Origin of the sequence: Barnesiella sp. B2-R-119 (assembly GCF_023656675.1) — a bacterium.
GTDB lineage: Bacteria > Bacteroidota > Bacteroidia > Bacteroidales > Barnesiellaceae > Barnesiella > Barnesiella intestinihominis.
The window spans coordinates 1-26,119 of record NZ_JAMOKL010000008.1 but is presented as its reverse complement, the minus strand read 5'-3'; the positions used below and the strand labels follow the sequence as shown (position 1 = coordinate 26,119).

At 44.0% G+C, this 26,119-nt stretch carries 20 protein-coding genes and 2 pseudogenes; 5 read left to right on the top strand and 17 right to left on the bottom strand.

Translation table 11 applies throughout. The features are described from left to right. Positions 1–568: 568 nt before the first annotated feature. The 5 genes from NBH06_RS12755 to NBH06_RS12735 form a co-directional block, all read right to left on the bottom strand. Positions 569–3,307 (bottom strand): T9SS type A sorting domain-containing protein, encoded by a 2,739-nt coding sequence (locus tag NBH06_RS12755; RefSeq protein WP_250794647.1) that lies wholly within the window; start codon positions 3,305–3,307, stop codon positions 569–571. After that, positions 3,237–3,602 (bottom strand): hypothetical protein, encoded by a 366-nt coding sequence (locus NBH06_RS12750; RefSeq protein WP_250794645.1) that lies wholly within the window; start codon positions 3,600–3,602, stop codon positions 3,237–3,239. The genes NBH06_RS12755 and NBH06_RS12750 overlap by 71 nt, the downstream gene beginning before the upstream one ends. Positions 3,603–3,992: 390 nt before the next feature. Beyond that, complete coding sequence (locus tag NBH06_RS12745; protein WP_250794643.1) at positions 3,993–4,655, bottom strand: metal ABC transporter ATP-binding protein; 663 nt, start codon at positions 4,653–4,655, stop codon at positions 3,993–3,995. Further along, positions 4,636–5,514 (bottom strand): metal ABC transporter solute-binding protein, Zn/Mn family, encoded by an 879-nt coding sequence (locus NBH06_RS12740; RefSeq protein ID WP_250794641.1) that lies wholly within the window; start codon positions 5,512–5,514, stop codon positions 4,636–4,638. Before NBH06_RS12740 ends, NBH06_RS12745 begins: the two co-directional genes overlap by 20 nt. A gap of 143 nt (positions 5,515–5,657) precedes the next feature. After that, positions 5,658–6,191: a GNAT family N-acetyltransferase gene (locus tag NBH06_RS12735; RefSeq protein ID WP_250794639.1), complete on the bottom strand. Its 534-nt coding sequence runs from the start codon at positions 6,189–6,191 to the stop codon at positions 5,658–5,660. 445 nt (positions 6,192–6,636) lie between these two features. On the opposite strand from NBH06_RS12735, the gene NBH06_RS12730 reads away from it, so the two are divergent. The 4 genes from NBH06_RS12730 to NBH06_RS12715 all read left to right on the top strand — a co-directional run bounded on the left by NBH06_RS12730 (position 6,637) and on the right by NBH06_RS12715 (position 10,125). Then, on the top strand, positions 6,637–7,113 hold the full coding sequence (locus tag NBH06_RS12730; protein ID WP_008862361.1) for an Lrp/AsnC family transcriptional regulator: 477 nt from the start codon (positions 6,637–6,639) through the stop codon (positions 7,111–7,113). Between the two features lie 72 nt (positions 7,114–7,185). Beyond that, on the top strand, positions 7,186–7,980 hold the full coding sequence (locus NBH06_RS12725; RefSeq protein ID WP_250794638.1) for an inositol monophosphatase family protein: 795 nt from the start codon (positions 7,186–7,188) through the stop codon (positions 7,978–7,980). Between the two features lie 125 nt (positions 7,981–8,105). Further along, positions 8,106–9,164 (top strand): tryptophan--tRNA ligase, encoded by a 1,059-nt coding sequence (gene trpS / locus NBH06_RS12720; protein WP_008862359.1) that lies wholly within the window; start codon positions 8,106–8,108, stop codon positions 9,162–9,164. Between the two features lie 10 nt (positions 9,165–9,174). Then, positions 9,175–10,125 (top strand): cation diffusion facilitator family transporter, encoded by a 951-nt coding sequence (locus NBH06_RS12715; protein WP_046415536.1) that lies wholly within the window; start codon positions 9,175–9,177, stop codon positions 10,123–10,125. A gap of 76 nt (positions 10,126–10,201) precedes the next feature. On the opposite strand, the gene dprA is transcribed toward NBH06_RS12715, so the two are convergent. The 7 genes and pseudogenes from dprA to NBH06_RS12680 all read right to left on the bottom strand — a co-directional run bounded on the left by dprA (position 10,202) and on the right by NBH06_RS12680 (position 17,372). Further along, positions 10,202–11,299 (bottom strand): DNA-processing protein DprA, encoded by a 1,098-nt coding sequence (dprA, locus tag NBH06_RS12710; protein ID WP_046415537.1) that lies wholly within the window; start codon positions 11,297–11,299, stop codon positions 10,202–10,204. A 23-nt stretch (positions 11,300–11,322) separates the two neighbouring features. Next, complete coding sequence (locus NBH06_RS12705; RefSeq protein ID WP_046415539.1) at positions 11,323–11,721, bottom strand: acyl-CoA thioesterase; 399 nt, start codon at positions 11,719–11,721, stop codon at positions 11,323–11,325. 188 nt (positions 11,722–11,909) lie between these two features. Further along, complete coding sequence (locus NBH06_RS12700) at positions 11,910–13,640, bottom strand: ABC transporter ATP-binding protein (RefSeq protein ID WP_046416106.1); 1,731 nt, start codon at positions 13,638–13,640, stop codon at positions 11,910–11,912. Between the two features lie 3 nt (positions 13,641–13,643). Further along, positions 13,644–14,270, bottom strand: coding sequence for a class I SAM-dependent methyltransferase (locus NBH06_RS12695; RefSeq protein ID WP_008862354.1), 627 nt, complete (start codon positions 14,268–14,270; stop codon positions 13,644–13,646). Positions 14,271–14,288: 18 nt separating this feature from the next. Continuing rightward, positions 14,289–16,100 carry an ABC transporter ATP-binding protein gene (locus tag NBH06_RS12690; protein WP_046416107.1) on the bottom strand — a complete coding sequence of 604 codons (1,812 nt, stop codon included), beginning with the start codon at positions 16,098–16,100 and terminating at the stop codon, positions 14,289–14,291. A gap of 38 nt (positions 16,101–16,138) precedes the next feature. After that, positions 16,139–16,699 (bottom strand): annotated as a pseudogene (locus NBH06_RS12685) (class I SAM-dependent methyltransferase); the annotation flags it as partial. A 61-nt stretch (positions 16,700–16,760) separates the two neighbouring features. After that, positions 16,761–17,372, bottom strand: a complete 612-nt coding sequence (locus tag NBH06_RS12680) for a TetR/AcrR family transcriptional regulator (protein ID WP_008862351.1) — start codon at positions 17,370–17,372, stop codon at positions 16,761–16,763. A gap of 164 nt (positions 17,373–17,536) precedes the next feature. On the opposite strand from NBH06_RS12680, the gene NBH06_RS12675 reads away from it, so the two are divergent. After that, positions 17,537–18,724, top strand: a complete 1,188-nt coding sequence (locus NBH06_RS12675) for a carcinine hydrolase/isopenicillin-N N-acyltransferase family protein (RefSeq protein WP_250794636.1) — start codon at positions 17,537–17,539, stop codon at positions 18,722–18,724. A 52-nt stretch (positions 18,725–18,776) separates the two neighbouring features. Here NBH06_RS12675 and NBH06_RS12670 read toward each other — a convergent pair whose 3' ends face one another. The 5 genes and pseudogenes from NBH06_RS12670 to NBH06_RS12650 all read right to left on the bottom strand — a co-directional run. Continuing rightward, positions 18,777–20,783, bottom strand: coding sequence for a DUF4954 family protein (locus NBH06_RS12670; protein ID WP_250794634.1), 2,007 nt, complete (start codon positions 20,781–20,783; stop codon positions 18,777–18,779). Between the two features lie 44 nt (positions 20,784–20,827). Further along, the gene (hflX, locus tag NBH06_RS12665) at positions 20,828–22,060 is read right to left on the bottom strand and encodes a GTPase HflX (RefSeq protein ID WP_008862347.1); all 1,233 of its coding nucleotides are present in this window, start codon (positions 22,058–22,060) and stop codon (positions 20,828–20,830) included. 67 nt (positions 22,061–22,127) lie between these two features. After that, positions 22,128–24,680: a zinc-dependent metalloprotease gene (locus NBH06_RS12660; RefSeq protein WP_250794631.1), complete on the bottom strand. Its 2,553-nt coding sequence runs from the start codon at positions 24,678–24,680 to the stop codon at positions 22,128–22,130. Between the two features lie 173 nt (positions 24,681–24,853). Then, on the bottom strand, positions 24,854–25,822 hold the full coding sequence (locus NBH06_RS12655) for a DUF2156 domain-containing protein (RefSeq protein WP_250794629.1): 969 nt from the start codon (positions 25,820–25,822) through the stop codon (positions 24,854–24,856). Positions 25,823–26,010: 188 nt separating this feature from the next. Next, positions 26,011–26,119, bottom strand: a pseudogene (locus tag NBH06_RS12650) (IS982 family transposase); the annotation flags it as partial.

Below are 26,119 nucleotides of genomic sequence, written 5' to 3'. Positions count from 1 at the left end.
GTCGCTCCCCTGCTTTTTTTATTTCGCTGACGGCCGTCCTATTACTTTACATATGGTTTATTAGAAAATCCGTGGAAGTAAACGTGCATTTTAGCGATGCTTTTTTATCGATAAACGTATCCCGATCTTTTCGGCGAAAGATGACATGGTATTTTGTTTGTAGAGTTAATCCCTTGTCCTGAGGACACTTCCTCTATATTTCTTTGCCGTTCTTGCTCCTTCTTCCCCCTGCCGTGTCCCGCAGTATTATATGGTGCTCTGCATTATCGGTATGGGGAAGATACTGGAAGAAACAGTAATTCCTGAGGAGAGGAATGGTGTATAAAAGAGTAATTTCCATTAAATATTGATATAGGAGTATGATATTTCTATGAACGCCTTTGTAAATATCCTATATATCCATTTTTTACATAGTAGTGTCGCTTTTTATAAGCTAGGAAGGAGAATAGTGTATCTAAAATGCTTAAAAGAGAATGCAAATACCGATACTGTTTTTTTGTAATAATAAACCCGTCTAACCGAGTGTGAAGAATCGGTTAGACGGGTTTATTGAAGTATATCGCAATGATTATTGTTTGATAATCATGCGTGTTTCTTGGGCTATTTTTACGATATAGTAGCCATTGGCCAATTGTGATACATCGACTGTCGCTACGTTTTGGTCGCAGAATGATTCGGTTTGCATAACGAGTGCGCCACTGACGGCATAGATGCTTATTGTACCGAGAGGCTCGGCCGATTCGATAGTAATCGTCGTGTGAGCAGGACTGGGGTAGATAGCCATTTCATTTTCTTTTTTTACCGATTCTACACCAGACGATACAGAGGAGTGTAATGAGATATTGGGTAAATAGGCATCCATTTTTAGTGCTTGTGAGAAATCAAAGGCTGTCATGTCGTCACTGTAAGCGAGTTGTCTTCCTTCTCCTTTTCTTCCATACCAACTGAGGAAGTAGGACGGTGCTTGGGTCTCGGAAACAGTCATTATACATATATTTCCACCGGTATAGTCAAATTCTGTATCGAGCATAATAGGCAATTCTTTATCACCGTTGTCTACTTTCAGTTCTCCATCAAATACAAGTTTGAATTCTGATAACGCAATAGGATCTATGCCGTCGAATGTAGCCTTTTCGGTGTTAGCCATATAGATTTTACTATGGAAACCTTCCACTTCGTTTGTTCCAAATACCGAAGGATAGTATTTGATTGCCGAAATAGAGCCGGCTTTGCCTCCTATTTCTTGTTGGGTGTAGATGGTTTGTGCGGTACCGTGGGTTTTTCTCACGTTGAACGGATAGCTTGGCGATACCGATTTCCCATCGGTGATGTCTATCCAGCTGCCACTGCCTAGAACCAATACGTGGATAGGCTCGGTTTGGTCATTTTCAGGGTTTGCATCATTTTCGATCGAGACTTTTGCGGATAGATCGGTCGATATAGCATTTTGGGGTGTCCAAACTATTTGGCAAACAGATTTTTGCAATGCTTCGAGGGGATCGGTTTGTATAGCGGCAGCCAATTCTTTTCCTTCTTTGTCGATCAGTGCAACTTTGAAATTATCGGCCGTTTCGACACCGTTGTTTCGAACAACTACACTGTAAATGGATTCTGAGCCGATTTGAGGGGTCTCGGTTCCCGAAATGGAAACTGCCATAAGGTCGACAAGCGGTTTTTCCAATACACTGAATCCGTGAAGCTCAAACATTACCGCATTACAAACATGGAAAGCTATGTAATAATCGCCTGTTTCTTGAACCGAGAAAATCAAGCTCTTTTCTGTAACACCTTGAACCGCTGCGTTTGAGTATTCTTCCAATATGACGGTTTGGCTGGACGGTTCCGTGCTTTTGCCGATGGTTACAGTGTAGTTGATAGGAAAGATTTCGCCTTGCCCGTTGATTTTATAGTCGATGGCATAATGCTTTCCGGAGGTCAGCCGGATAGGCACGGAAGCTATCCAATCATCGGCCTTTGTTGATGGATTTAGAATTTGAGAGGGGAAATAACGCCAAGCGTGGGTTCCGTTTCCATAGATTTGATGAGCGAATGTAAATCCGTCTTTATCGTTGTCGGAGGTTGTCCATAAGTTCAAGCCGTTGGTCGAACTGAAATCTCCGTTATAGGGTAGAGTATCGATTGCCGGGCCGGATACTACGGCGTTTGTATTGGTGGGTATGCCTTCTCCGGCCGATGTTACAGCCGTAATTTTATAGTAATATCCATGGAGCTCGGTAATCGTTTTATCTGTGAAATAGGTGTTGTTCAAGTTTTCGTGCAAAGTGACAGAGTCTGGGTAGCGAACAACTTTGTAAGTCAAGTTTTCACTGTCGAACCAACCTCCGTTCGCTCCAACGGCCGGTTTCGTCCAACTGACATTGATTTCATAACCATTGCCCGATTTCTCGGCTTTCGCCTCGTTTACCGCTCCCGGAATGTCGGCTCCCACAAAATGGCTGTCGGTATATGCGGCCGGACCTTCACCCTCGTTGTTCGATACAACGGCTTTATAAACGTAAGTACCCGCTTCCATTCCAGAATCTTGATAGGTCATTGTCTCATTATTGGTACAATTGGTGAATGTTTTGATAAGGTTATCATTACGATAGATATTCACGCTGAATCCATCGGGCAGAGTGCTGCCTCCGAATGTTTGAGAGGGGTTTGTCCATTGTAAGAGGCATGTTGTCGCACCTGCCTCGCCCGGTATTGCCGAGAATGAGGTTACTGCGGACGGAGCCCCGTTTGCGATATTTTGGGGGTCGATGTATAGCCCTACGACTTCTAAATTGTTACCTAATTTCCCAACGAAATTGTAGCCATAGAAATATTCTTCTTCATAAAATGTGAAGTTTGCAAGGAATCCATTGGGAGAGGTAAGACCATTTGTTTGTATTTCATTAAATCCGGCCCACCATAGTAATCCGTCTTTGTCGAAAGTCATCGATTGCAAGGCGGTAGGCAGTTGTTCGGCATACCCCGTTTCTTCTGCAAGTTCTCCGGAAAGTTTTGATAGATTCCACAATGTGCCACCACTGCTTAAAGCCACGAGTTGCCCTTCTGGACTGGCGGCTAATGTATAAAGCATTTCATAGTCCTGATAACCGATTAGTGTAGCCTCACCGGTGGCTTTATCGAGGGTGAACAATCCGAATGGAATGTCTATTTCTCCATCTTCACCTTCTTCGGCAGCGGTAATGTCGAAAGCCAGCGCATAGATGTTTTGGGTGGTGGCATCATAGGTCATATCCATGACCATGTGCGCTTGCACGGTCGGACATGGAGTAGTCTGCGATCGTAGAGACATTTTTGGTGGAGATGTCCATTTTCAACAATGAGTAGCATACCAATCCGTCATCGGCTGCTATCATATAGTAGGTGCCGTCAATGCAGACTGCCGCCCTGATGAAACGGTCGATTTCAAACTCTTCGCTGACATTGGTAGGGTCGGAGGTCTTGAATTTGACCAATTTTGAACTAAACTCTCCTTCTCCGGAGCTAAGTGGTACCCAACCGTAGGCTGTTGAACCGCTGGTCGTGGCCGATACTGTGTTTATACCCCAAAGTAAAACACTGATTGCTAAAAGTAAATACTTTTTCATTCTTTTTGAATATTTCTTCTAAGACAGGTTATAAAAGATATTAAATAAAAATTAAAAAAAAAGAGTCTGCCTCCCCTGTTGGTTTAGATATTCATTAGGCTCTTTCTTGTTTGTATATTTGCTGCAAATATAGTAATTTGCTACAAATATTTGAAAATTATGTTCTTTTTTTGCTTTTTTTTGAAAAGAATGATGGAATGAGAAGGTCTGTTTGTGAGAGTTTGAGTGTCTTTTTTTGTTTGATAGTTGATCGTCTTGCTTGGTGGAAAACTTTTTAATGGAATCCTTAAAATCCCTTCATTATTCTATAATAGGAGATTTGTGCCACATTGCAATTTTTTGCGGTATACCGGTTGGAGATAGCGGTAGGTTGCCGATGGCTGTGTGGGTTTAGCGGTCTCCCAAAATGTGGTTAATATATAGATTGCGATTGGACAATGTTATGAATGGTTCTATTTCATGGGATACCATCATGATGGTTGTTCCGTTACTCGATAAATCCCGTAGAATCTCGAACATACGGTTCCCGAATTGACGATCTATATAAGATGCCGGTTCGTCCAATATTAACATTTCCGGCTTAGAAATAAGAGCTCTCCCGAACAAAGATCGTTGGAGTTGTCCTCCCGATAACACCCCGATGGGTTTATTGCGCAAAGCGGTTATACCCATGAGGTCGAGCATTTCGTCTATTTCTTTTTTAGAGTCAAATTTTGTATTTCCCTTTTGGGTGTTACCCATAAGGCCCGAAGCTACTACTTCTTCTACGGTAATGGGAAATCGGCTGTCTATGCTGTTTTTTTGAGGCAGGTAACCCATATCTAATGAAGATACGGGCTCTCCTTGTCTGAAAAAGGTTATTTGTCCCTTAGTCGGACTCTGTAATCTGAGAATCGTACGCAGCAATGACGTTTTTCCCCCGCCGTTAGGGCCGGTAATCAAAAGAAAATCGCCTTGATAAATATCCAGATTTATATCTTCGAGGATATTCTTGTCTGTATAAGAGAGCCATACGTTTTCTATGGCTATTATTTTATTTTCCAGCAATGGCATCGGTTATATGTAAAAGTTCTTCGCTCCAATTATAGCTAAGCGGGTTAATAGGAACTACCTTCGCATTTATTTCAGATGCGAATGATTCGGCTTGTTTGGCATCGAATTCTTGTTGGATAAATATAACTTTCACGTTGTTTTCGCGTGCTATGTCTATGGCTTTTTTCAAATAAAAAGCAGACGGTTCTTTTCCGTTGTATTCCAAACTGAGCTGGTGCAGGTTGTAGTCTTTGGCCAAATAGCTGAGAGACGGATGATATATGGCGAACATAGTTCCGCTGACCGGTGAGAGCCGTTCGGTCATGACGGAATCTACTTGATTTATTTCGTCGAGCAGTTCTTCGTAGTTCTTGCGAAATACTTTTTCTCCGTCGGGATCGATACTAACAAACGCTTCGTACATGTTTCGGGCGATGATGCGCACATTCTTGGGTGAACTCCATGTGTGCGGATCGGCATCGAAATGATGGTGGTGTACATCGGCATCGTTGTGCTCGTGCGTACCTGAAAGTATATCGATACCTTCGGAAGTATCGAATATTTTCATATTCGGATTGTTCTGTTCCAATTTATCCATCCAAGCAAGTTCGAAGCCTATGTGCCCGATTTTGAAATAGGCGATACTTTTGCCCAAATGAACCAGATGAGACGGAGAGGGATCGTAGGCCTCGGGGTTACTGCCGGGAGGAACGATACAGTTAATATTGAACCGGTCTCCTGCAATTTTTTCAGCAAAATATTTCTGAGGTTGTATAGTTACCGTGACAATTTTCTGCTCTTTGTTTCCAGTAGTACATGCTACTGCAATAAATATTAGCAGTATACTCGTGCAATATTTCAGAAAAGAATGATTTTTCATAATAAAACGTTTTGCCTCACGGCATATTTTTGTACAAAAATAATATAATGTTGTTAAGAAACCATCTTTTCGTTGGATTTTAATATATTAAATTTCATTTTTAACATTTTACATATCAAACTTTTTTCAGATTGGAGAATATGTTATTCGACACCGTAAACCTTTTGATGGATTCGAGATGCGACAGTATCGAAAACTTGATTTAGATCTATCTTTCCAAAAGACATAAGGTATAGTTCTAACGGTTGTTTTTCAGGAGAATATGGCGGTTGGGTATATGAACGTGTACATAAAACGAAACCTAATCGTTCGTAAAAGCGTATTCTCCGTTGACTGATATTGTCTAATGGTTTTTCTACTTCGAGAACTGCCGGATTGTTAATGCGTTTTAGCAATTCGGTCATGGCAGTCGCTCCATAGCCCGATCCTCTGCAACTGCTGTCTACGGCGAAGTGTTCGACATAGGAAAAGTCATTCCATTCCCAATAAGAGATAAATCCGACTGCTTTGTTTTCATCAGATAGAAGAACGATGAAAAAATTGTCGTTTTCTTCGAGCAGCCGTATCACCTCGGAAAAATCTCTCCTTTCGTCTAGGGGAAAAGATTCTGTATAAATACGTTCTATGAATTTTAAAGAGTTGCTATCGTTTGCGTAAACTTGTGAAATTTGTATCATATATCGATTTGATTAAATTTTATACAAATATAGCGAAAGGTGGGAGCAGAGGCAAACGAAAATCGTATTTCCGGCTTGGCTATGCCGAACCTTCATAGTACAAATATACAAAAAGATAAGAGTAGGATAAAATGAATCTGTCCATTTTTTATTCGGATCGTATCCTATGTTCTGTAAGTATGAGCAAAGGGTAAGTAGAGAAAAAGACGAGTCAGTTTTTTACCGAACCACCTGAGGTTTCGCTCGATATATAGAGAGTGTAATTTGTAAAAGTCCCGGCGCATGCTTACAAATTGTAATTCCTTTTATTTGAAGATGTTGCCGAAAAATAATTGTTAGAGTAAATTCATACAAAATTAACATGTTCATTAGATGAATAGTGTAAATTTATTACTATCTTTGCAAAATAAATAATAAAACAGTTGTAAAAAATCGTAAACAGACCATGGGACATCATCAATTGGACGAGTTGGATTACAAAATTCTTAAACTTGTAGCCTCGAACGCTCGGATACCATTTCTCGAAGTTGCAAGGGAATGCAATGTATCGGGGGCCGCTATTCATCAACGGGTACAAAAATTGACGAATTTGGGGATTCTTAAAGGATCGGAATACATAATAGATTCAAATAAAATAGGATTTGAAACGTGTGCCTACATGGGCTTTTATTTGAAAAATCCGGGTGATTTTTCCCATGTAGTGGAAGAGTTGCGTAAGATTCCCGAGGTAGTGGAATGCCATTTTACGACAGGACAGTATGATATGTTTATTAAATTGTTCGCACGTAATAATCAGCATTTACTTGAAATTATTCATACGAAATTACAGCCTATCGGTTTATCTCGCACCGAGACGTTGATTTCGTTTCGAGAAATTTTTAGACGTCAGCTTCCTATCGAAGAGGTAGAAGATCTGGATTAAAATAGAGATTGGATAAGAGATTACCCGGCTTTCTTTCCTTCTGGAAGAAAGCTGGGATTAATTTTAACGGGTATGGATAGAATGGAGCAGATGCTTGCTTTTGCCCGAAACTGTGCGAAGGAAGCCGGTAAAATACAACTTTCTTATTTTAGAGGTAATCACTTGCATATCGAGACCAAGTTCAATATGCACGATGTGGTTACGGTCGCAGATAAAGAAAGTGAACGTTATATCATAGGCGAAATAAAGAGGGCTTATCCTGAACATGCTATATTGGGAGAAGAGAGTGGTATGCATGCGGGAGATTCGGAGTATTGTTGGGTGATCGATCCTTTGGACGGAACAACCAATTATAGTCAAGGTCTGCCTATATTTACAGTCTCTATTGGTCTCCAATGTAAAGGTGAAACTGTTTTAGGGGTGGTCTATGCTCCGTATTTGAACGAGCTGTACGAGGCTTGTAAAAGCAAAGGAGCTATGTTGAACGGGCGTTCTATTCATGTTTCAGGAAAGAATGACACTCAGGAGTCTGTTGTTTCTACCGGATTTCCCATAGATAAGGATCGTAATCCCGATAATAATCTCGACAATCTGGCCCGTATTTTACCAATGGTTCGCGGGGTGCGTCGTCAAGGATCGGCAGCATTTGATTTATGTTGTGTCGCTGCCGGAATCTTGGATGGATATTGGGAATTCAATTTGCATTTGTGGGACGTTTGTGCCGGTATATTGATTGTAACCGAGGCCGGGGGTACGGTTCGTTCATTCCGGGAGGATCGTAATGTTTCTATTGTGGCGGGGACTCCTGCTATCGTCGAGCAATTATATTCTCGATTGTCCGACAAGCCGGGGAAGATATGTCTTTAAATGAATTACTGCTGCGCTTTTTCATTATTCCGGGCACTATTTTGCGGCTATTTTTGTATTTTTGCAATAGATAATACGAAAGCAAGCGTATTTTGATGAGCCGTTGAAATGTTAGAACTATATATATGAAAGAAATTGTTGTCAGTGGAATCCGTTCCACGGGAAATTTGCATTTGGGAAATTATTACGGAGCATTGCGTAATTTTGTCAAAATGCAGGAAGAGTCGAAATACAATAGTTATTTTTTTATTGCCGACTTACATGCCCTCACTACGCATCCCGATCCGAAAACTCTGCATGAGAATGTTCGGAATATCCTTTGCGAATATTTGGCTGCCGGTCTTGATCCTGAGAAATCGACCTTGTTCGTACAGAGCGATGTACCTGAAATTTCCGAAATGTATTTGTTAATGAATATGCACGTAGGTATCGGAGAGTTGATGCGGACGGCTTCATTTAAAGATAAGGCTCGTAAACAGTTGGGAATAAAGACCAATAACGATGAGGATATAGAGCACGAGATTATAGGAGGTAATTCTAACAAACGGGTGAATGCCGGTCTGCTTACTTATCCTACTTTAATGGCTGTGGATATTCTTATTCAGCATGCTAATTATGTGCCGGTGGGGAAAGACCAAGAACAGCATTTGGAGTTGACACGCCGTTTTGCTCGTCGATTTAATTCTACTTATGGTGTCGAGTATTTTACCGAACCTCAGAATTTCAATTTCGGCAGCGACCCTATAAAAGTTCCGGGACTCGATGGATCGGGAAAAATGGGTAAGTCGGAAGGCAATTGCGTTTATTTGGTGGACGATGAAAAGACTTTGAGGAAAAAGATTATGCGGGCGGTAACCGACGAAGGTCCGCAAGTACCCAATTCCCCCAAAGCTGAACCTGTGGAAAATCTGTTCACTCTTCTTAAAATCGTATCTGCTCCCGACACGGTAGCTTATTTCGAAGAGAAATACAATACCTGTGAAATTCGTTACGGCGATTTGAAGAAGCAGCTGGCCGAGGATATTCTTAAAGTCACTTTGCCGATTCGGGAACGTTTTTTGGAGATACAAAACGATGAGGCCTATTTGGCTCGGGTTGTGAAGATGGGAGCCGAGAAAGCTCGCGAAAGCGCATCGAAAACATTGCGAGAGGTTCGTGAAATCATGGGATTCAAACCTTTCTAAATTAGCGGTTATGGAACATCACCACCATCATCATGTTCACCCGACACCCGATATGCAGAAATTGAATCGGTCGTTTATCGTCGGTATCGTATTGAATATTGTTTTCGTGTTGGCCGAAGCCGGTGCAGGGTTTTATTATGATTCGTTGGCCTTGTTATCCGATGCGGGTCATAACCTGAGCGATGTCGTGAGCCTTGTGTTGGCGATGTTCGCTTTGCGGTTATCGATGGCTAAACCTTCTTTGCAATATACCTATGGATATAAGAAAAGTACCGTATTGGTTTCGCTATTGAATGCTGCCATTCTGTTTGTTGCCGTTGCCGTTATTTTGTATGAAAGTATCGAGAAGTTCAGTAATCCTACTCCCCTCGACGGTGGTGCGATCGCATGGGTAGCAGCGATAGGCATCGTTATCAATGCTTTTACGGCCTATCTTTTCTTTGCCGACAAGTCGAAAGATTTGAATGTCAAAGGAGCTTACTTACACATGGCGGCAGATACTTTGGTATCGGTTGGAGTGTTGGTTTCGGGGATTGTTATCAAATATACGGGGTGGAATGTCATTGACCCGATAATAGGTATCGTGGTGGGGCTTGTGATTCTTTATTCCACATGGCATTTGTTACAAGAGAGTTTACGACTCGCTCTCGATGGAGTGCCCGAAGGAATCGATATACAGAAAGTGGAAACCGTTCTATCGTCCGATCCAGATGTCCTTAATGTACATCATCTGCATATTTGGGCTATCAGTACGACTCAAACGGCATTGACAGCACATATCGTTGTGAAAGATATTACGCACATGCACGAGGTAAAACACCGATTGAAACACGATTTACAGGATTTGGGTATCGAGCATGCTACTCTCGAATTGGAACTGAAAGAAGAACATTGTGACGGACATTGCGACTGTTGCGAAGAGCAGCAAGGATGCGATAGCGATACACAACCTTATCTATAAAGATTTGCACGAAGAACGTATAGGTGGAGAAAAGTTGTTGTCGATATACGGCTTTTCTCCACTTTCGTTTTATGGCCTATAATTTATAGATGCCTCCCGGTAAGGCTTTTACTACACCTTTAAATTCCAGTTCCAGCAGTATGGAAAGCAGTTGTGACAAGGGTTGGTTCAGGTCGACGGTCATACGGTTTATCTGTCCTTCTCCCTTTTGCGTCAGGTAGTTCGTAACAACTTGCTCTTCGTCGGTGAGCTCCGGAAAAAACGAGCGTTGCACGGCTTGTTTCCGTGGGGCGTTCCAGCACATGGCTTCGACGAGGTCGTCGGCCGAGGTTATTAAGGCTGCCCGATTCCGGCGTATCAGGTGGTTACACCCGGCTGACGATTCGGATTGTATGCTTCCCGGTAGAGCGAATACATCACGGTGGTAGCTTTCGGCTATACCGGCAGTGATGAGTGCCCCGCCTTTTTCCCTCGATTCCACGATGACAACGGCATCGGCGAGTCCGGCGACAATGCGGTTGCGGGCGACAAAAAATGCCGGATGCATACGGTGGTAGCCGGTATATTCGGTGAGCAACCCTCCGTGCGATACCATTTCTACGGCTGTGGAACGGTGGTTCGCCGGATAGATGTGATCCAATCCATGTGCAAGGACTGCGATCGTGTTTAAGCCATGTCGCAGGGCACAACGGTGGGCGCAAATGTCGATTCCATACGCCAATCCGCTGACGATAACCAGTTGAGGAAAATATTCCGATAAATCCCGAATCAGGGTTTCACAGAAATCTTTACCGTATTCGGTCGCCCGGCGCGTTCCCACGATACTGATTATTTTAGAAGAGTTTAAATCGGCATTACCCCGATAATAGAGCAAGGGTGGGGCATCGATACAATCGAGTAACCGTTGGGGATAATTCGGCTCTGTGAAATAGAGAGGTTCGATGTTCCCTTTTCGGATAAATTCCATTTCCTTGCGGGCTTCCTGTAAGGCTGTTTGCCGGTTGTCTTCGTGAAGAATCCTTCCCTTTATCCCGGTAATTTTTTGTAGTTGGGATTCCGGTAATTCAAAGAAAGTTTCGAGGCTTTCGACCGTTTCATGAATGTGCTGGGCGAGGGCTTTGTTTATTCCTTTTAATCGGGATAATGCAATACGATATATCACCTCTTGTTCCATAACGGCTTGAATGAGAAAAAGGGTTATTGCAGATACTTCTCGAAATAAGGGAGAAATTCTTCACCTCGGCTTATTCGTCCGTTTACGGTACAGACTGTTTCCACGACAGCTTTGATGCATGTTTCTCCCGAAGTCTTGTAAATATCTTGATAAAAGACATATTTGATGCCTGCCCTGCGCATGTATAATTTGCTGATGAATTTGTCGCGGCTGCGGAGCGGTGTTTTATAGTTTATTTCGATGCGATTGACTACCGGATCTACACCTCTCTCGTGCATTTCGATAAATGAGATTCCAGATGATGCTAAAAATTCATGACGGGTATGTTCGAGGTAGTGTTGGTAGATGGCATTGTTAACGATTCCTTCCATGTCGCATTCGTAGTCGCGCACTTGCATCTCCAATTCAAAAATATATTCCATAACTAGTTTTCCATTGATGGTTTATGTAAATACCGTGCAAGCAGGGAGCGAAAGCAGACACTCTCGATCGTACCGAAAGTTTATTTTCACCTCCCGATGCAAAGATAATATAAACAAAGGGTGAAACCAATTAATTGGTTCACCCTTTGTATCCTTTATCTTCTCGAACGGTGTTTCGGTGCGATACCTTATAATTTCCAACCGGCAATTTGAGTTTGTATATCCCAGAGATGAGCATACAATCCGTGGTTATTCAGAAGGTCTTCGTGTCTGCCTTTTTCTACAATGCGACCTTCATCGAGAACGACTATCGTGTCGGCGTTACGGATTGTTTTGAGACGGTGAGCGATAACAATGACAGTACGACCAGCTATCAGGGTGTTAATGGCTCGTTGTACTTCCACTTCATTCTCTGGGTCGAGCGAGGCAGTCGCCTCGTCGAGCAATACGACGGGAGCATCCTTCAAGATGGCACGAGCGATACTGAGGCGTTGTTTTTCTCCTCCTGACAAAGTACAACCTCCTTCACCTACCATCGTATCGTAACCTTTGGAAAGCTTCGTGATAAATTCGTGACATTGTGCTTTCTTGGCAGCTTCGATAATTTCTTCGTCGGTAGCATCATTTTTCCCGAATCGGATATTGTTGCGAATCGTATCTTGGAATAGATAAACATCTTGGAAAACCATAGATATATTTTTCATAAGGGATTCGGGCTCTAATGTAGATAAGTCTTGCCCACCCATTGAAACAGTACCTTCCCCAGGATCATAGAATCGGGCACAGAGTTTCATCAAGGTGCTTTTTCCACTGCCCGACGGTCCCACGAGTGCGGTTAGGGAACCTTGTTTCAAAGTGAGGTTAATATGGTGCAGAACCTTTTTATCTTGGTAAGCAAAAGATACATTATGAAATTCAATGTCACCGCCGTTGGGAGCGGGTCTATCTCCTTTCATTTCGGGTTCTTTCATTAAATTTAATATGCGTCCTCCGGCAATGGAAAAATAACGAAATTCGGCGAAGTTTGTCAAGGCAGAAGTCAGTGGGTCGAATACCCGTGAGCCGACGACCAGAAAAAGGACGAAAGTGGTTAGCAAGAGTTCTCCTCCAATAAGAAGGTAGGTTCCGCACAGGATCATTAAGGTTAGTCCGGCTCGGACGATTGTGATAGAGAGCATGATGAACGGGCCCAACAAGGCTTCTTGTCGTATGCAGGCTTTTCGTAAATCGGAGAACGCTTTGCGTAATCTGACGAAGCGATCGCCTAAAAGATTATAAGCTTTCATGACCCGAATACCTTGTAGATATTCTTCCATGCGGTTGCCTGCGTTTATTTTCGCTTCTATCTGTTTACTGCTGAGCCGTTGTTGTAATTTTGTACTGAGCCATAAGATCAGAATGGCTACGGGAAGAGCTATGAACATAGCTACCGACATGCGCCAATTTATCCAGAGGAGAGACAGGAAAGCCAGTACAGGCATGACAAGAGCACCCATTAGTTGAGGCAGATGATGGGATATGCCGGTTTCGGCCATGGTGAAGTCGGTGATAATCATAGAGGACAGGTCGCCCGGATCACGGCGAGATAGAAATCCGAGTGATAATTTGCGCAAGTGTTCTGCCAGAGCGATGCGTCCGTCGGCACTCATGGCATAGGCTTCACGGAAGTTCGCCCGGTAGGAGGCTCTTTCGGCCGCTACCATGACGGCTACATATATGACGAGTATACCGGAAATTGTCCATAATCGAGTGGTATCGAGTGGTGTACCGTTCCCGTCGAAAGCTCGGAAAATAACGTCGATAGCTTCGATAGAGAGGCAAAAGGGTATGATATTTACCAAATTGGATAATATGGTATAGCCAACGGGCTTTTTCAAACGATCCGGTTGGCCGATGGTTATATTTTGAATAGCGTTCATGATTTACTGAATTTTTTGTGCGATTACACAGATATTTTCTTTATTTCTACGGTGTGTGGTGATATTTGAGAATCCGCACCGGGCAAGACAGGACTCTAAATCTTGGGCAGAATGGACGACCATGCCGTCGATACGGCTTGTCCATGTTTCGTCGGAGGGGTCGCTAGCTTCGCAGCAGATAAGGAAGAGTCCTCCATTTTTCAAAACCCGGTGTACTTCGTTGAAAGTTTTTTGCAGATTTCCCCAAAAATAGACGGTCTCAAAAGCAGTAATCAGATCGAACGTTCCTTTCTCATAGGGTAGGTTCATTACGTTTCCCTGCGAGATAAAGCAACGAGTATTCAGCAGTTTCTTGATTTCCTTTCGAGCGAATTTTACGCTTTCGGAGGATATATCGATACCGTATATTTTCCCTTGCGGACAGAAGTCTGCCATGCGTTTCAGATTCGCTCCACCTCCGCACCCGATATCGAGTATCGTCCAGTCGGATTTCCATTCTATTTGGGAGAGCCCCCAGCGGGAGAGTGAAGCATGTCCCTTGTTCATACCTCGTAGAATTATTCTACCGAAGAACCCTTCGGGCATACGGGTATTTTGTAGTATAGAGTTGATTATGTTTTTCTTTTTCATATTCTTGTGAATGTTATGTTAAGCTTTATATTCGGTTTTTAATTCCCATTGGAATGCATCGGTGTATGCTTCCCACATCTGTCGGTAAACTCCCGGTATGGAGCTAAGCTTTTGATGTGTACCGATTTGCGCTATCGAGCCCTCTTTGAGTACGACGATTTGTTGAGCCGATACGATGGACGATAATCGGTGAGCTATGATGATGACGGTTTTGTTTTTGATGAGGTGTTGCAAGGCTTGTTGCATCTTGTATTCATTTTCGGGGTCGGCAAAAGCCGTAGCTTCATCGAGTACGAGAATGGGTGCATTTTTCAGTATGGCCCGTGCCACGCAGATTCTTTGCGCCTCACCGCCCGATAGAAATACTCCTTTGTCGCCAATGCGGGTGTCGTATCCGTCGGGCAGATTTGAAATGAACTCATGACATTGGGCGGCACGAGCGGCGGCTTCTACTTGTTCTCGGGTGGCATTGGGTGAACCTACGGCTATATTTTCATACAATGTATCGTAAAAAAGGAATGTATCTTGGAAGACGAAAGATATAAGATTCATTAATTCCTCGGTTTTGATGTTTCTCACATCGACTCCTCCTATGTAGATACCGCCTTCGCCGACGTCCCAAAATCGGGGTATGAGGCTGGCGACTGTACTTTTCCCTGAACCAGACGGCCCGACGAGTGCTGTGATTTCTCCTTGTGACGCTTTGAAAGAAATATGACGTAACGCCTCTGTGCGAGTGGCTTGCTCTTTGCTCTCATAGGAGAAACTGACATCTCTGAATTCGATGTCATAACTTTGGGGAGTTTGGGGTAAGGTTGTTTCTGGAACGGGTTTTTCGTCGAGTATTCGGTCTATGCGTTTTACTCCTTCGTCGATTTCGCGAGTACCTCCTCCTAGAAACATTAATTTATATACCGGTGAAGTTACACCGGGTCCCATGATGATGAAAAATAGCCATACGGCGGCCAGTGCGATATTGTGTGGTTGGTTACTGATGAGTAGCAGACCGACGGGGATAATAAGCGAGACGATGGAGTTTAACAACACGGTGAAAGTGATCATGCCTGGTTCGTATGTATCGCAAACTTTCAATGCCCATTTTTTATATCCTTGAATTTCGTCGTGGAATTGTCGGAAGGATTTTACGCTCTGTCCGAATATTTTCACGACGGGTATACCTCGTACGTATTGTACAGCCGATGCGCTCATACGCTCCTGTGTGTCAAAATAGTTGGCGGTAAATGTTTTTGCAGTTTTGCCCATGAAGTTGATGTATTGTAATCCAATGCTTAATACGATACAAGCAAGACAAATTGCAGCTAACCAACCGTTGAGTGAAAAGAAAATAACAAACATGAAAATTACGGTTACCGCGACGTTTACCATGTCGGGAATCGTATGGGCTATGAAGGATTCTATTTTCTCGATATTTTGTTCTATTGTCTTTTTGATAGCACCTGTGGAGGTATCGCTGAGAAATCCCAGGGATAATTTCCCGATATGTTCGGATAGTTTTACACGCAGTCCGTATAAGATGCGAAAAGCAGCTACGTGTGATGCCATGAGTGATGCATAGAGTAGTATCAATCCGATGATTAATCCTCCAAAAGCTATCCACCCCCAGTATATGAGTAAATCGCTGTCGATTGAACCTAGATTTCCTGCTTTCGATAGGAGTTCGTTGAGAATTTCATATATCGACCAATAAGGTACGAGCATACACAAAGCACTGATTGCCGACAATATACCGGATAATATCAGTAAGCCTTTTCGCTCACCTGCTATTTGAAATAGACGGGCAAGTCCTTCTTTCTTTTTATTTGGTGTCATGTGAATCGAGTTTTTGAGTTAATGGTTGATCTCTTTTGTACTTCCCTGCCGGAAAAATGGGAAGCTATGTTATGGAGAACTGCCTTCACTTGTTCTTCATAGAAATACATGAGTACGCCCTCGATGATAAAAATGAAATCACAATCGGGGTGTTGTGTTTTCAAACACTCTAACCATTTTGTTTCTAATAAAGAAGAAGATATATAGGTATCGTATTCCGGTTCGGGAATCAATTCTCGTCTCAAAGAGATTACTTCGGGTAAATCCAGTTCGTAATATTTTGTCGGATCGTTTTCCCGATGAATGCGTTGGCAACGTGTATCTAATCCACAACCGACGTTGACTACAATCGGTCGGGAATGGTTATCGATAAATCGGCGGACAGCATCGTCGAAATACCTACCTCTTACGACACAACCTACTTCGCTCAGTTTTGCTCCGTCGAATTTGGAATAATCGTATTCGATGCAGGCGATTAATTGTTCCGCCATTTTGTCTTTTAGAATCGCATCTTTTCGCCTACTTTCTTTTGCCCGCATATAAAGTGGAATAAGCAGTGTTTCGGCTACAATGTTTTTGAACTCGTATTTTCTTTTCATATTCTTATTTGTTATTTTCAAAAACGAACAATATTCAAAATCATTCAAGAAAAGAGAGAACCTATCCTTTCATAAGCTCTCTCCACCCGGTTGTACTGAAAATCATGTATTCTGTTATTATTTGTTCTATTTCATCGGAGACCTTTTTATGCATGATTAATTCTTCCAGCATGGTGAACATCCAAACGGTATGCAGGTGAATCGTGAATTCCGATATGTTTATATTTAGTTCAGGGTGTTTTATTTTCATGTTTCGAAAATATTCTTTGACGACTTCGGTCGAACGGTCGGCAAAATCTCTTTTATAATTTTCTAAGGAAGTCCCTTGCGAACGAAATAAAAGCAGGAATAACAGATTACGATATTTTTTGATTAACGATATGTATTCGGCTATGACAGCCCGGAGATAGTGTTCGGTATACATTTCCATGATGTCAGATCCGCTTTTTCCATGATGTTTGTCTAACATGATTTCAAAATCATTGATCACGGGTTGTACGAGTTCGCGAAAGATATCTTCTTTGCTGTTATAGTAGTTGTAAATATTACTTAACCCTACATGGGAGTCGTCGGCGATTTCACGAATGGTGACTTTGGAATAGCCTTTGGCATAGAATAGGGGCAAAGCAGCATTTAGAATGTTTTGTCGGATATGTTCTTTGGCTATTTGCATAAATGTTTTAGTACTTATTTTGTGAAGCAAAGTTAGATTTCCGTTAAAGGAGTATCAATACCTAAAAATTGGGATTTCTGTCAGAGTTTGTACGTTTTTGTACGAGTATGTTTGATTCTAATATTTCTTATATTATTTTTACGCATTGATGTGAAGATGATGTTATGCGTAAATTGTTGAGTGTTATTATTGTCTATTTGGTGGGCTGGATACCTATGTTCCCGTGTACTTCGGCCGTGGTTTCGGGGCGGGTAACACCCGACGGGCGTCCGTTGTTGTGGAAACATCGCGATGCATCGGATTTGAATAATCGTATCGTTCATTTCGAAGCAGAAGGAGGAAAGTTGGAATTTGTCGGACTTGTGAACGGGGTCGATACGATGGCCAACGAAGTGTGGGCCGGGTATAATACTTCTGGATTCGCTATCATGAATACGGCTTCATATAATCTTAAAAACGATACTTCATCGTTGTCCGACCGAGAAGGGGTTGTGATGAAACAAGTGTTGGGCGAGTGCCGTACGGTAGAGGATTTCGCCCGGTTACTCGATTCTCTTCCTCGTCCGATAGGGGTGGAGGCTAACTTCGGTGTGGTCGATGCTTTGGGTGGAGCAGCCTATTTCGAAGTGAATAGTTACGAGGTATTCCGTTATGACGTAAAAGATAGTCCCGACGGTTATCTGCTTCGTACCAATTATTCTGTATCTGGGAGGCCGAACGAAGGTTATGGTTATGTCCGTTACGATAATGCCGCCCGGTTGTTTTCACGTGCTACCTCCGAGCGCAGTATTACGCCCGAATGGATTACAGGCATTTGTTCCCGCTCGTTTTATCACACTTTGTTGGGAAGGGATTTTACGACCGATACATGGGTAGTCGATCAGGATTTCATACCTCGTCGCAGTACATCGGCTTCTGTTGTCATCGAAGGTGTGAAATCGGGAGAGTCTCCTGTATTCACTACCATGTGGACGATGTTGGGGTATCCTCCCTGTTCGGTCGTGTTGCCGGTGTGGATCGGCTGCGAGTATGGTGTTCCGACCCTGCTGCAAGGGTCGGAAGATTCTGTGCGCTCTCCGTTGTGCGAGTGGTCGAACCGATTGAAAAATAAAGTGTTTTCTTTGGAAAGGGGTAGCGGCCCGCATTATTTGCATATGGCTTTGCTTTATAATCCCGAAGGTAACGGATATGCCCAAAGATTGTTATCGCTCGAAAAAGAAATATACGCCGAGGGGCGAATCGTGTTGGACGAGGCTCGTCGGAAGGGAGAGTGGGACAACGAGCGTGTCGGCAGTTTGCTCGGTATCGTCCAACAAAAAATCGTTACACTTTTCGGGCAAATTTTGAAATGAGAAGTACGAATGTACTTTTTCCGTCCTCGGGTTATGGATTGGTAAAATGATATTAATGCTGAGGCATCGATGTCATCAATGTTTCGAGGCGGCCTATCAACTCGTTCCCCAAAGCGGTTTTATCTTCGATGTGCTTGCAGACCATCTTGACGAAGGCATCGTTCTCAAATTCGCCCCGAACCTGTTCAAAATCGAAATCCCGCTGCCGGGTAGAACCGTCCACACCGAATCCGATACGGGAAATCATTGAAAATTCTTTGCGGGCATCGTCATAGAGCATTCGGTCGAGCGACACAACGGCTTCGTTCCATTGCCGTACGATTCGGATAATATCTCCGGGGGACAGACGGTCGACTGTTTTTCCATACCAACGGGGCATTATCGAACAAACCCATGTCCATTCCATGTCGTAGTAACGCCGATGCATGGCTTGGAAGAAAGATTCGGTTTCTTCTAACGTGGAATCGGGATTACCGACGATACGGTCTATTTCGTCTTTAACAGCCTGCTTGGGTACAATCAATCCCGACAGATCTATCCATTCGCCATCTCCGAGGAGGTCGGTCGGTTTCAACCGGTCGTGCAAATCGTTCAGATCGGAGAACGGAGCTCCTTCAAGTCGTTTGATGATCGAGTTACCCATGAATTTATGGACAGCGAGGGTGTACAGGTCTATTCCTTTGTTGAGGGAACTGTTCTTGATCGTAGTGCTTTGGAAGGAGTAACATTCCGACGTTTCACCCGATGTCTGTTTCAATCCCTGTAATGTGTCGATGCCTTGCAGCATCTTTTGTATGGTGTAGGGACTGAGCAGATTGAAGTTGATACAATCGAGCTTGTCGGGGTCGGTGCGCTTGTCTCGCTTGGGCCACTTTTGTGCGTCGCGTATCGTTCCCACGCTTTTGAGATTCGCACCGGGAACGAGATAAGAGCGATTTCCGTGTTCTATCAGGTAGGAAAACGGCATGCCCGAAGTATCGGGGTGATTGACATGGCGTCCCATGATGAGGGAAAATGCACCTACTTTGGCCGGCCACAGGATATACGAGTCGCTGGTCGTTTTCGAGCCCCGTTCGACGACTCCTTGATGGATAGGGCCGAGTTTGTACATGTGGTTGCTTTGGTTCGACCCGCTGCCTGCGTTCAGGAAAGAAAACATTCCGGCGATGAGCAAACTCGATTTGTGCATGGTGACCGTGTAGGGGCCGGCAAAGATAGCACACGCTTCGCCGTTTTCGCTTTGGCAGTTGCTGAAAAAGAGCGAATCGTGAGCCGAGAAAAGATGGGTGAGGTGGCAGGCTTGTCCGATGAAACAACGAGACATTACTACACCGTCACTTATATGGGCTCCCGAACTGACGATGAAATCTTCGGCCGTAACATTCGGCCCGATGTATACCGGAGCTTCTCGGTTGCTGTTGATACTACCGTTTTCGAGTCTCGATGTCCCGTCTATCTGGCAGTAATCTCCGATACAAACATTTCGTATAGTTCCTGTATTGACGATGTGTACGCCGTTGCCTATTTTCCCGTAGCAACTCTTTTGTGCGAGGGAATATGCCTCTATCATTTCTCGAAGGCGGGCTATCAGGTCGGGGCGATGCCGATACATGGCGATGATGTAGGCCAGTTGTGCCGACAGCCGATTGTAAATGGGGACTTCCCGACCTCCTGTCTCGTTCAATACAGATACTTCGGTATTATTCCCGAAACAGCTTTCGCCTTCGGTGAGAATGAGGTTTACATTTTGTATGAAACAGTCGCTTCCTATCCGGTAATTGGCTATATAGTTGGGAATGTTTTCTATCAATGAGTTGTTCCCTATCGAGCAATTGTGCAAGGTGACGTGGTGGAGTCCCGTTTTTTTCTTTAATCCACCCGGAAGCTCCATCTCTTTTTCGAATATCCCCAGCTCGATTTCCCCGGAAAAACGGGTGTGGGTAATATGATCGGGAGAGAACCCTTCGACTACATTTATTTTCGACCAGTCCTCGGCCGTACAAAATTGAGTCGTGAGTTGATTGATTTCTGCAATATTGAGTTTACGGTAATTCTTCATCGGACAAATTTTGTAAAAGGCCGGAGGGTAGCCCGGTTATGGATTCAGGATTCTTCGTCGGTCGTTATTTCGTCGTAGTGTTGAAACAGGAAATCGTTGTAAGGGAACCTCGTCGTATGTATCTCTTTCACCCGTTGGTAAAGCAGCGTTTTCAATTCGTCGATGTTCTTTTTCTCTTTGGCCGATATGAAAATGCAGTTGTCGTGCATTTTTCCCATCCACGTTTCTTTCCATTCGTCGAGCGTAATGTTTTCCCTCGTTTTCGGGGTGAGGTCGTCGGCCGCTTTTTCCACATAGGAAAATGCATCGATTTTATTGAACACGAGTATCATGGGTTTGTCGGTGGAGTCGCAGACTTCCTGTAAGGTTTTATTGACTACTTCTATTTGTTCTTCGAAAGCCGGATGCGAGATATCCACGATGTGTAGCAGGAGGTCGGCTTCCCGCACCTCGTCGAGTGTCGATTTGAACGAATCGACCAGATGGGTAGGCAGTTTGCGGATAAATCCTACCGTGTCGGAGAGCAGAAAGGGAAGGTTGTCGACAATCACTTTGCGCACGGTCGTATCGAGCGTGGCAAAGAGTTTGTTCTCTGCAAAGACTTCCGACTTGCTTAACAGGTTCATCAAAGTCGATTTTCCTACATTGGTATAACCGACTAATGCTACTCGTACCAACTTCCCCCGGTTTTTCCGCTGGATGCTTTTTTGTCGGTCTATGCTTTTCAGCTCCTCTTTCAAGTGAGAAATCTTATCGAGAATGATACGCCGGTCGGTCTCTATTTGAGTTTCGCCGGGTCCACGCATGCCGATACCTCCTCGTTGTCGTTCGAGGTGAGTCCACAGCCGGGTGAGTCGGGGCAACAGATATTGGTATTGTGCCAGTTCTACCTGACGTTTGGCATTGGCAGTCTGTGCCCGTTTGGCAAAAATATCGAGAATGAGACTGGTGCGGTCGAGTATTTTCACTTGCAATTCCCGTTCGATATTTTGTACCTGTTTCGACGACAAGTCGTCATCGAAGATGACCATGCCTATTTCGTTTTCTTCGATGTATGCTTTTATTTCGGACAGTTTTCCCGACCCGACGAAAGTGCGGGAATTAGGCGTGTCGAGTCGTTGAAGGAATTTCTTCACGGGCAACGCTCCGGCAGTTTCTGCCAAGAAGGCCAGTTCGTCGAGATATTCGTTTGCTTTCGCTTCGTTTTGGGTGTTGGTGATCAATCCCACTAAAACGGTGCGTTCGGTTTCTTCTTGGGTTAAAATAAATTCTTTCATTCTATATGTTTACAAAGACGTACTCCAAAAATAATGTTTTTTCTTACCTCTTTGTTTTTATCGGAGTTTAATTATTAAATAGTTTTTCTATCGTGATGATCTGATAGTCGTAGAAATTGTGGGTGGCACTGTCGGCCGTGGCCGCTCTTTTTTGCTTGTATAACGCCAAAACTTTTTTGAGCGCACCGGTCATGTAAGGAGCCATATCGGCCGACGATAGGGCTGGCCCCATGTTGATACGGGTGAACGATTGCTCTTCCGAATCGTGATGACGGCAAAGGGCGTGGCTGCAAGGGAACGCTTCGCTTTCGAGGTCGATGTCGTCGGTGAAGTCTAAATTTCTTATCCCCGATGAAGCCGGTTTCAGCGACGAATAGCGAATGAATTGATTGATGGTCTCGCTTTGCAAGTCGCGTTCGATGTTGTTCAATTTACGCCCCTGATAAGTCGTTTTAAATACTTCGGCGATCAAATCGTTGAGGTAACTGTCTAGCGTGTAATTTTTCACGGGGTCTATGATACCGCCTTCCTGAATGCGGAACAGCACCGTGGGGTTGACAAGGTAGGCCGGAATATAACGGTGAACCGAACTGGCATAGTTGGTGGGTGCATTGATTCGTTGCATTAAATCGGCCGGCATCAACCAGTCTCGATAGGTGCGTACTTGGTTCAAAATCCACCGCATGGCTTTTTTCTGCGTAGCTTTGTCCAGATAAGTGTAGGGTAGTTCATTCTCTCCTTGTCTCACTTCTTTGAAGAGCACACCGCCTATATAGGGAGTGACGTGTCGCAGGTGACGGTTGTATTGTTGTACGATAGCGGCATATTGCTCTTGAATCGTAGTGAAATCTTTACCCTCGTCGAACAGCCATTTTTCGAAATTTTTCATAATGATTTTGAGGTTGGAAACCGCCATTTCTCCTGCGCGGAAATGATCGTTTCCCAAATCTTCGGTCTGGTCTGTCGGGTCGTAAGCTCCGGGGAACTGTTGTGCTCCGAAAGTGTACATGGGATCGTCCTTTTTCTCTTCGATCCACTTATCCAATGTAGGGATTTCGTCTTTCGGTGTTTTTGCATCGGGTATGAGACGATATCCCCAGTTGATAGCGTAAATGTCATAGACGCCGAGAATGGGCGGCGTGAGCCGTACTCCTCTTTCGTAGTCGCCGGGTTGTGCCACGAAGTTGTTACGGGCATAGTCCATGATACTGGGCGTGGTTCCGTATTTTTGCGTGAACGAAGGACTGCGCAGCGAGTCGATAGGGAAGGAGTAGCTGGCCCCCATATTGTGCATCAGTCCCAGTGTATGACCTATTTCGTGCGAAGCGACGTAGCGTAAAGATTCGCGCATGACATCGTTGTCGAAGGTTTCCTTTCTCACCCGTTTATCCACAGCTCCTGTCTGGGCGAACCGCCAGTTGTGAACGAGAGAGATTACGTTGTGATACCAGATGACATCGGCTGTCAGAATTTCGCCGCTGCGGGGGTCTACATAACTCGGACCCATAGCGTTGGCGATGTCGGTCACGGCATATTTCACACAACTGTACCGCATGTCGTCCGGGTCGAAGTCCGGGTCGTCTTTGGGATAGTCGCGTGCAATAATGGCATTTTTGAAGCCGGCGGCTTCAAATGCCGTGTTCCAGTCTTCTACGCCTTGTTTTACGATGTCCCTCCATTTATCGGGGAAGGCACTGTCCACGTAGAAAACAATGGGTTTGGCCGGTTCTACGAGTTCACCTCTGAAATAGGCTTCGCGGTCTTCCTCTTTCGGTTCGAGACGCCAGCGATGTACATATTTGGTGTAGTCTATACGATCTTTGTCGCTGGAATAGATATTCTTACCGCTCGAAAAGAATCCTACCCGACGGTCGTAGATACGCGGTGTCATAGGTCGTTCGGGAAGAAGAACCAACGAGCGATGCATAGTGACGGTGCAATTATTGTCGCCGGTAAAGCTCAATACCGAACGGATTTCACTGTTTTGAGGAAAACTCTTTGCCCCTAAGATATAGGAATTGGCGGCCGTGTAGGTTCCGGTTTTTATTTTGGAAGAGCTGCCGGGAGTCGGAGTAGGCATAGGGCTGATGATTTTTTCATTGCCTTTGAAAAAATCACTCATGTCGACTACCACGTCTTTCCCGTTTTTGGCAGAGATTTTAAATGCTTTGATAATAGGGTCTCCAAAATTTTTGTCAAAAGATGCCGCTATGGGGTCGTTCTCGTCGATGATGTTCCGGTGCTGAACGAGGTGCATGAAGAGCGACTGTTCGTTTTTGCTGAATCGTATCATGAACGGATTGGTCGTCATTTCGCCGGCGACGAATATTTTGGGATCGGTCGTGGCGGCTACACGGCTCGACAACAGGAACGTGCGGTTCATCAACGAGTCGGGTACTTCGACCAGCAGTTTGTTGTCATTCGTAATGTGTAGCGTGAACATACCCTTTTGAGTCTTAGCTCCTTTGATGAGCTTTTCGTATTTCGACTCTTTGGCAGTCGTGTCTTTTACCTGTTCTTTCTTATCATTTTTCTTACTTTTCTTTTTGGCATAACATGTCTCGGGATTTGCGCCTGCGATGATAGCCGTCGCAAGAATGGCCCATAGCAATTTCTTCATATACTTGTTTTTTTGTGAGTCTGTTTTATAATGGCATACTGCGCAAAGATAATATAAACTTTGTCCAAAACCAAGCCTATTTGCAAACGGCTAATTGAAACTCGTATCGGCTGTTTTTATGAGAAAAGGAAGAGGAAGCGGTGAAAAGCTGTCTTTATGTAAGAAAAATAGATTTACAGAGTGTATTCGTTAAGTGCGATATTGTATTTTTTTAAGATGGTTTCGGGGTTATACGACAGTTTGGCTTCACGTAGGCCGGCATCCCCTGCATCGTCCTCTCGGTTGATGTATTTCACTTCGGGGTGTTTTTCGGCCATTTGCGCCGAATAGAATTGATTGATGGCTTCGTATACCCCGGCCACTTCCTTACGGGCTTTCTCGATATGGACGATAAGCGTGTCGCCTATAACTTCGCCGATAGAAAATGCTACGATTTGTCCCGATACCCGCAGAGCGCCTCCTTCAAATTTCAGTTTTTCATATTCGTGCAATACTTGAACCACTTTGCTTTCTTCGTACGTGAACAGCAAACTATCTTTTTGATATTCTTGTTTGTAGGTCTCGAAAAAAGCTGTTATTTCCGGGAGGTTCTGCGATGTGATCATCTCGTAGCGATAATCGGGGTAGGTGCTTTTGAATTTGTTTACTCGGTTGCGCTTTTTGTTAAAACGGTGTCCGACTAATGTCGCAAGGTCTACGGCATTGTATAGGTAGTCTCCCCAGTCGGGCAATTCGGTTATCGGGCAGCCGTAAAGTTGTTGAAATTCCAGTGCGGCCGGTTCGGGTACGGCCGACAAAATGAACGGGACGTTGTGTCGGCAGCAATACTCTTTCAGTAACGGTAAGGATTCTTGCAGATTCAATTTGCCGACGGGTACGGCAAAAGCCGTGTTTTGCAAATTGTCTTCCTCTCCTCCTTTGATAAACAGCGTATCTTGGGAAATACAATATTCGTAGCCGAAATAATCTACCCACATGTAGATGCCGCCGATCGAGAAGTCGCAGGTGCGGTAACATTGTCGGTGCAGGAAGGGTTCGATTTCGGAAAGAGAGTCCAGTGTAATGGGTTTGAAAACAAGATTATGTTCGCTTTCTTTCGAGAGCTTTGGCTCGGGCATAGTGCCAAGTCGGTTTGTATCCATGAGTGTGAATTTTGTTTTTTCGTGCGAAGGTAGAGCCGGCAAAACCGCAGCTTATGTTCGCATTTTTTCGGTGCAAAAGTATATAATTTTTATAGGTGTATATTTATAAACAATTTATTTTGTCTTTTGGTTTCAGAAAATTAAAATTATTCGACAATCTTTTTTATAAAAGTTACCTGTTGGTTGAATTAGATTAGAGAATATTTTATCTTTCCAATCGGACGATGATTAACGAAATTGACATATTGCATGAACGTCAATGCTGCGATTTTACCAGCCATGCGGGTAAAGAGGCCG

What these genes read in the sequence shown, in the direction of transcription:
- NBH06_RS12755 (WP_250794647.1), bottom strand. Translation starts at nt 3,307, where the DNA reads ATGTCTCTACGATCGCAGACTACTCCATGTCCGACCGTGCAAGCGCAC.
- NBH06_RS12750 (WP_250794645.1), bottom strand. Translation starts at nt 3,602, where the DNA reads ATGAAAAAGTATTTACTTTTAGCAATCAGTGTTTTACTTTGGGGTATA.
- NBH06_RS12745 (WP_250794643.1), bottom strand. Translation starts at nt 4,655, where the DNA reads ATGCCATTGCTGGAAAATAAAATAATAGCCATAGAAAACGTATGGCTC.
- NBH06_RS12740 (WP_250794641.1), bottom strand. Translation starts at nt 5,514, where the DNA reads ATGAAAAATCATTCTTTTCTGAAATATTGCACGAGTATACTGCTAATA.
- NBH06_RS12735 (WP_250794639.1), bottom strand. Translation starts at nt 6,191, where the DNA reads ATGATACAAATTTCACAAGTTTACGCAAACGATAGCAACTCTTTAAAA.
- NBH06_RS12730 (WP_008862361.1), top strand. Translation starts at nt 6,637, where the DNA reads ATGGGACATCATCAATTGGACGAGTTGGATTACAAAATTCTTAAACTT.
- NBH06_RS12725 (WP_250794638.1), top strand. Translation starts at nt 7,186, where the DNA reads ATGGATAGAATGGAGCAGATGCTTGCTTTTGCCCGAAACTGTGCGAAG.
- trpS (WP_008862359.1), top strand. Translation starts at nt 8,106, where the DNA reads ATGAAAGAAATTGTTGTCAGTGGAATCCGTTCCACGGGAAATTTGCAT.
- NBH06_RS12715 (WP_046415536.1), top strand. Translation starts at nt 9,175, where the DNA reads ATGGAACATCACCACCATCATCATGTTCACCCGACACCCGATATGCAG.
- dprA (WP_046415537.1), bottom strand. Translation starts at nt 11,299, where the DNA reads ATGGAACAAGAGGTGATATATCGTATTGCATTATCCCGATTAAAAGGA.
- NBH06_RS12705 (WP_046415539.1), bottom strand. Translation starts at nt 11,721, where the DNA reads ATGGAATATATTTTTGAATTGGAGATGCAAGTGCGCGACTACGAATGC.
- NBH06_RS12700 (WP_046416106.1), bottom strand. Translation starts at nt 13,640, where the DNA reads ATGAACGCTATTCAAAATATAACCATCGGCCAACCGGATCGTTTGAAA.
- NBH06_RS12695 (WP_008862354.1), bottom strand. Translation starts at nt 14,270, where the DNA reads ATGAAAAAGAAAAACATAATCAACTCTATACTACAAAATACCCGTATG.
- NBH06_RS12690 (WP_046416107.1), bottom strand. Translation starts at nt 16,100, where the DNA reads ATGACACCAAATAAAAAGAAAGAAGGACTTGCCCGTCTATTTCAAATA.
- NBH06_RS12680 (WP_008862351.1), bottom strand. Translation starts at nt 17,372, where the DNA reads ATGCAAATAGCCAAAGAACATATCCGACAAAACATTCTAAATGCTGCT.
- NBH06_RS12675 (WP_250794636.1), top strand. Translation starts at nt 17,537, where the DNA reads ATGCGTAAATTGTTGAGTGTTATTATTGTCTATTTGGTGGGCTGGATA.
- NBH06_RS12670 (WP_250794634.1), bottom strand. Translation starts at nt 20,783, where the DNA reads ATGAAGAATTACCGTAAACTCAATATTGCAGAAATCAATCAACTCACG.
- hflX (WP_008862347.1), bottom strand. Translation starts at nt 22,060, where the DNA reads ATGAAAGAATTTATTTTAACCCAAGAAGAAACCGAACGCACCGTTTTA.
- NBH06_RS12660 (WP_250794631.1), bottom strand. Translation starts at nt 24,680, where the DNA reads ATGAAGAAATTGCTATGGGCCATTCTTGCGACGGCTATCATCGCAGGC.
- NBH06_RS12655 (WP_250794629.1), bottom strand. Translation starts at nt 25,822, where the DNA reads ATGGATACAAACCGACTTGGCACTATGCCCGAGCCAAAGCTCTCGAAA.